Here is a 5,575-nt window from a genome sequence, read left to right on the forward strand (position 1 = left end):
CGTTCGACCGGATGCGCGCCGTGCGCGCGTTCGACGCGGCGAATCGCAGCATCACGGTCGAAGCCGGTGCGCGGCTGTCGGACATCAACCGCGTGGCGGCCGAAACCGGCCTCTGCCTGCCGATCGACCTCGGCAGCGATCCGTCGACCGGTGGCCTCGTCGGCGCGAACGCGGGCGGCAGCCGCCTGATCAAGTACGGTGACGTGCGCCGCCACGTGCTCGGCGTCGAAGTCGTGCTCGCCGACGCGGCGGGCACCGTGATCGACGCGCTCGCGCCGCTGCGCAAGCGCAACGCGGGCTTCGACGTCACGCAATGCTTCATCGGCGCGAACGGCGCCAACGGGCTCGTGACGGCCGTGTCATTCGCGCTCGCGCCGCTCGAACGGTCGTCGTGCGCGGCGTTCGTCGCGTTTGCGTCGTACGACGCGGCGCTCGCCGGCCTGCTCGCGTTCGAGCGCGCGTTCGGCGAGATGCTGTCGGCGTTCGAATTCATGTCGGCCGCGGCCGTCGGCTGCGTCGCGGCCGCGTTTCCGGCGTCGCGCATTCCGTTCGAAGCCGACACTGCCGCGTGCTATGCGCTCGTCGAGATCGCGACCGGCATGCCGGGGCTCGACGCGCTGCTCGAGGAACGCACGATCGCGACGCTCGACGCGCTGGCGAGCGAGCGCGTAGTGCTCGACGCCGCCTGCGCGCCGGCCGAACGGTTCTGGCGGATCCGCGACGCACTGCCGGCCGCCGTTGCGCAGGACGGCATTCCGCTGTCGTTCGACGTGTCGTTTCCGCGCGGCGCGCTGGCCGCGTTCGTCGCCGATGCCGAGCAGTGGATCGCGGTCGCGCATCCGTTACTGCGCTGTCACACGTTCGGCCATTTCGGCGATGGCGGCTGCCATCTCGTCGTGTCGATCCCGCACGCCAGTGCGGAACGCTACGGGCCGCTGCAGCAGGTGGCGCTGCGCGGCGCGCTGTACGACCGCGTCGTGCGGGCCGGTGGCTGCTTCAGCGCCGAGCACGGCGTCGGGCCGGTCAACGTCGCGTACTACCGCAAGCACGTGCCGGCCGCACAACGGCAGGTTGCCGCCTCCATCCAGCACGCCATCGACCCGCTGGGTCTGATCGGGCGTGTCCGCTATTGATGCGCCGTTGCGCGGCGCCACGGAGAATTCGCATGATCCTTCGACACCCGCCAGGCCCGGGTACGGTTTCCGAACCGGATGCCGACCCGCCGAACTCCGGCATCCCGGCCACGCTGCCCGACTCGGGGGTCGTGGTCAACGTGCGAGGCGTGGCGTACGTGATCAAGCTGCCGCCGCGTGATCATGCGCGCCCGGCGCTGTGGCGCGAGTTGGCGGATTGGCGTGACGACCGGTCGGGCGACGGCACCGATCCGGGCAAGCGGCAGGACTGACCGGTCGCGATGCGGCGATGTTCACGGGCCCCGCCCTCCCGCGATCATCGTTCCCTGCTCGTGCAATGCCGCTGCCGCGGATATCCCGCGCAACGCCGTTGAGCCGGGTGCGCGGGGAAGAGACACCGCACCGTATGTCGAGGAAGGGGTTTACGGCGGCGGGCGAGCGGGCGTGAGCAGCACGTGCATTGTGCAAGCCGCGCGGCGCAGTCGGCGTATCGTCGAAACCTGTGTGGGGTCTTCGTCGGGCCCCACTCTGGCCATCATGCCTCCGGACGCATGCGTATCGACACCTGAGCGCGGCCATGCACGAAGCCGAGCCGCCTCCTGGCGATCGATGCGGGATCCGCGAGCCGGACGTCAGAACCAGTGACGCTGGAGATGAACCGTGCTTTGCCCGAAGGGGTAAGGCAGCATGTAAACTGCCTGCACCCCGTGCGCATAGAACAGCCACGCGAGCGTCGCCATGATGATCCCGGCGACGACCGTCGCGGACGGCGTCGACGCGCGCGCCGCCTTGTAGCAGGCCTTTCCCAGGAGGAGCACGGCGACGAGACCGGTGATCAGACGCACGCCGATCGGCAGCGGCCCGCCGGAATTGCTCGAGAGGACGAGCACCCCGTACAGCCCCAACGGCAGGAGCCATTCGGCATTGCGCGCTCGATAGCCCCCCAGCGTGCGATCGCTGTTGGCCTGCGGCCCTTTATCCGGGCGCATCGATGCCGTCGAACGATCGAGCTGCCAGAAGGATCTGCCGCTACGCTCGGGCATCGCTTCCGCGACGGGTTTGCCGTCGGCCGTCAAAACCGCCGAACCGTCGTCGGACCGCGATACGCACCGGCGATAAATCCACGCGGTCGCCACGGTGCCCAGAGAAATCTCGACGACCTTGAGCGCCGCCTTGACGACCACCTGGATGGGCAAAGGCGCAGCATGGAAAAGCGGCGCGTTGAAAATCGGTACCGCCAACAGGAAAGCCGGCAGGAAACCCGCGATCACGAAAATAAGGAAGGCGCTCCATCGCTGGCCGCTCATGTCGGACCACACAGCCTTCCACTGCAGCGGCAACTCCAGTGCAACCAAGGGGAAAATCAGCAGGTAGCAGAGCAGGAAATGCGTTAACACCACGGCCAGCACGAGGATGGTGATAAACCCCGTCAAGGCTACCAGCGGCTTGGGGCTCGTGTGGAGCGCGGATATGGACCACGTGATGAACGACTGCACGGACACGTACAGCACCCAGTGGAAAAAGTATCGGATATAGGTTTTCCTGGGCACCTTCAGCGCGCTCGACGCATTCCCCAGCAGCACATAGCGTGTCAACGGCACGACCAGCAACACATTGGCGAAATTCGACGCATCCACAATGAAGGACTTGAAGCTGCGCGACTTCAGCAACGCACTCAGGACGGCGTGATCGGGATAGCTCGCGCGGGCGGCACGCATCGCATCGTGCTCCACAAAAAAGATCGCCACCAGGACGACCAGCATCAGCACGTGCTGGTCCGGCATCTGGCCGACCGCGCGCCAGGCATCCTGCCAGGTGCCGACGATGCAGGCTTTCAACGTTGGGCGTTTCATGCGTTTGACGAGATGTGAGTCCGGCCGTGACGGCATTGGGCGGCAAGGGCTTCAATCGGAGCCTGCCGGCGCGGAGGCACGGGGTGTCCGCTTCGCGAAACCGGCCTGCCGCGCGATGCCCGCGCCATCGCGACAATCGCCGCATGCGGTCGGCTCGATACAAGCTGGAGACAGGTGCGAAGCGCCCCGGGTGAAAGCAGGATTCGTAGCGGATCAACTCGATCCGGACGATGACAATGGCGCAATGCCGTGCGATTTTCTCGGCCTCGGCCGCTGCGCGGCCCTGGAGCCTGGATTCCCGGGACGATCGATAATTTTCATTTTCCCCTCGGCGCAGTCATTTCATTCGTGTACTTGTAAGACTTGCATTTAAATCTATTCGCGAACGGAAACCGTGTCAACAGCACAAATAATTACATTATTGAATATAAGAGAAAGCAATTTGTATTGATTTTTGACGTTCAACGGTTAATGCCGGGCATGCAGCAGCGGTGTCGATACGCACCGCCGGACCACGCCGATCCGTCCGCGGGACAACGGGTCGTCAACCGTTCCGAATGCGCGCAACTCGGCTTCGCGTGCGAAGCACCCGGCTCCGCTCCGAAGTAACCGACCTCTTGCAAGGCGCGTGCCGCGCGTCAGTTCTGTGTGAAGGGAACGTTCAATGCAAAAGCGGCGCCAGACAACCCGAGTCGTCCGGCGCCACTGCAGGTGAAACAGCCGATCAGAACACCGCGTGCCCGCTGATCAGGCTCGGCAGCCAGGTCGAGAAGAACGGCAGGTACGTGACGATGTTGATCGCACTGAAGATCGCGAGGTAGTACGGCCACGCCATCTTCGTGGTCTCGCCGATCGACACGTTGCCGATCGCGCAGCCGACGAACTGCACCGACCCGATCGGCGGGTGCACGAGGCCGAGCGAGCAATTCAGCAGCAGCATGATCCCGAACTGCACCGGCCCGACGCCGCACGCCATCGCGATCGGCAGGAACAGCGGCGTCGTGATCAGGATGTGCGCGGCCATGTCGACGAACGTGCCGAGGAACACCTGGATGATGTTGATGTACAGCAGCATCAGCCACGGCGCCGCAGTCGACTGCTTCAGCAGCCCTTCGATCGCATCCGGAATCTCCAGGTACGACATCTGGAAGCGCAGCATGTTGGACACCGCGATCAGCAGCAGCACGACCCCCGTCGTACGTGCCGCATGCGACAGCGCGCGGCGCAGCTTCGCGGCTGTCAGCGTCCGGTAGACGAAGGCGGTCAGCACGAGCGAGTACACGACGGCGATCGCGGCCGCTTCGGTCGCGGTGGCAATCCCCTTCGCGACGCACACGAGGATGATCGCGATCACCATCAGGCCGGGCACCGCGCCGACGAAGCTGCGCAGCACCGCATACCAGCCGGGGAACGCGGGCAGCGCGGACGAACCGTCTTCACGGCGCGGATAGCCGTGACGCACGGCCTGCCAGTACGCGGCGGCGAGCACGAAGCCCATCACCCACAACACCGGCAGCAGCCCCGAGAACAGCAGGTCGCCGATCGACACGCCGCTCACCGGCTGGCCGTGCAGCATCCCGGTGATGCCCTGCGCGGCGAACGCGTAGATGATCATGTTGGTCGACGTCGGCATCAGCGCGCCGGCGAGCGACGCATGCGTCGTCACGTTCACTGCATACGCGGCGCTGTAGCCTTCGCGCTTCATCAGCGGGATCACCACGCCGCCCATCGCCGACGTATCGGCGGTCGGCGAGCCCGACACGCCGCCGAACAGCGTACAGGCGACGACGTTCGCCATCCCGAGGCCGCCGCGGAAGTGGCCGACGGTCGCCTGCGCGAAGCGCAGGATCCGGTCCGCGATGCCGCCATGCAGCATCAGTTCGCCGGAGAAGATGAAGAACGGCACCGCGAGGAACGAGAACGCATTCATCCCCGAGATCATGGCCTGCATCGCGGTAGCGATCGGCAAGCCTTCGACCATATAGGTCAGCACGCAGGCTATCCCGAGCGCGAACGACACGGGCACGCCCAGCACGAGGAAAATCAGAAAACTGACGGACAGGATCGCGAGTTCCATGGCGTTATTGTCCCGGCGAAGAACGACGAAGCGCGAGCAGGTGCTCGAGCGAGAAGAGGATGATGGCGATCGCCGCGGGCATCGCGATCAGGTAGCGCACGCCTTCGGGCAGCCCGATGATCGGAATGCGGTCGCCCATCGTCTCGGCGGCCATGCTGCCGCAGCCGACCATGATCATGATCGCGAACGCGATCAGGCTCAGGTGCTGGATCGCGATCACCACCGTGCGCGATTTCGGCGGCAGCCGGCGCACGAGCGAATCGAGGCCGATATGGCCGCCGTCGCGCACCTTCATCGCCGCACCGAACATCGCAATCACGATCACGAGCAGCAGCGCGATCGGCTCCACGAAATCCGGCGCGTTCTCGAACACGTAGCGCATTACAACCGCGTAGAACACCAGCACCGTCAGCACCGCGAGGCACGCCGACGCGATCACCGCCAGCACGCGGAACAGCACGTCGTTCACGCAGCGCAACAGCGGCGCGGCATGCGGCCGCGCCGGCGTCGCG

Annotated in this window: 5 protein-coding genes; 2 read left to right on the forward strand and 3 right to left on the reverse strand. The window is 65.8% G+C overall.

Going from position 1 to position 5,575, the window contains the following annotated elements; genetic code table 11:
• Nucleotides 1-1,133: FAD-binding oxidoreductase (locus G3N93_RS33330; RefSeq protein WP_206134865.1), on the forward strand; the 1,133-nt coding region annotated here is incomplete at its 5' end.
• Between the two features lie 32 nt (nt 1,134-1,165).
• A complete protein-coding gene (locus G3N93_RS33335) occupies nt 1,166-1,405 on the forward strand; it encodes a hypothetical protein (RefSeq protein WP_206134866.1) in 240 nt (79 codons plus the stop codon).
• Between the two features lie 360 nt (nt 1,406-1,765).
• Here G3N93_RS33335 and G3N93_RS33340 read toward each other — a convergent pair whose 3' ends face one another.
• The 3 genes from G3N93_RS33340 to G3N93_RS33350 all read right to left on the reverse strand — a co-directional run.
• Entirely contained in the window at nt 1,766-2,986 is a 1,221-nt protein-coding gene (locus tag G3N93_RS33340; RefSeq protein ID WP_206134867.1) for a hypothetical protein, read from the reverse strand.
• A 724-nt stretch (nt 2,987-3,710) separates the two neighbouring features.
• Nucleotides 3,711-5,063, reverse strand: a complete 1,353-nt coding sequence (locus G3N93_RS33345; protein WP_174982666.1) for a TRAP transporter large permease — start codon at nt 5,061-5,063, stop codon at nt 3,711-3,713.
• A 4-nt stretch (nt 5,064-5,067) separates the two neighbouring features.
• The coding region (locus G3N93_RS33350) for a TRAP transporter small permease (protein ID WP_241026802.1) at nt 5,068-5,575 on the reverse strand (508 nt) is incomplete at its 5' end.

The organism is Burkholderia sp. Se-20378, assembly GCF_017104665.1.
Taxonomy (GTDB): Bacteria; Pseudomonadota; Gammaproteobacteria; order Burkholderiales; family Burkholderiaceae; genus Burkholderia; species Burkholderia lata.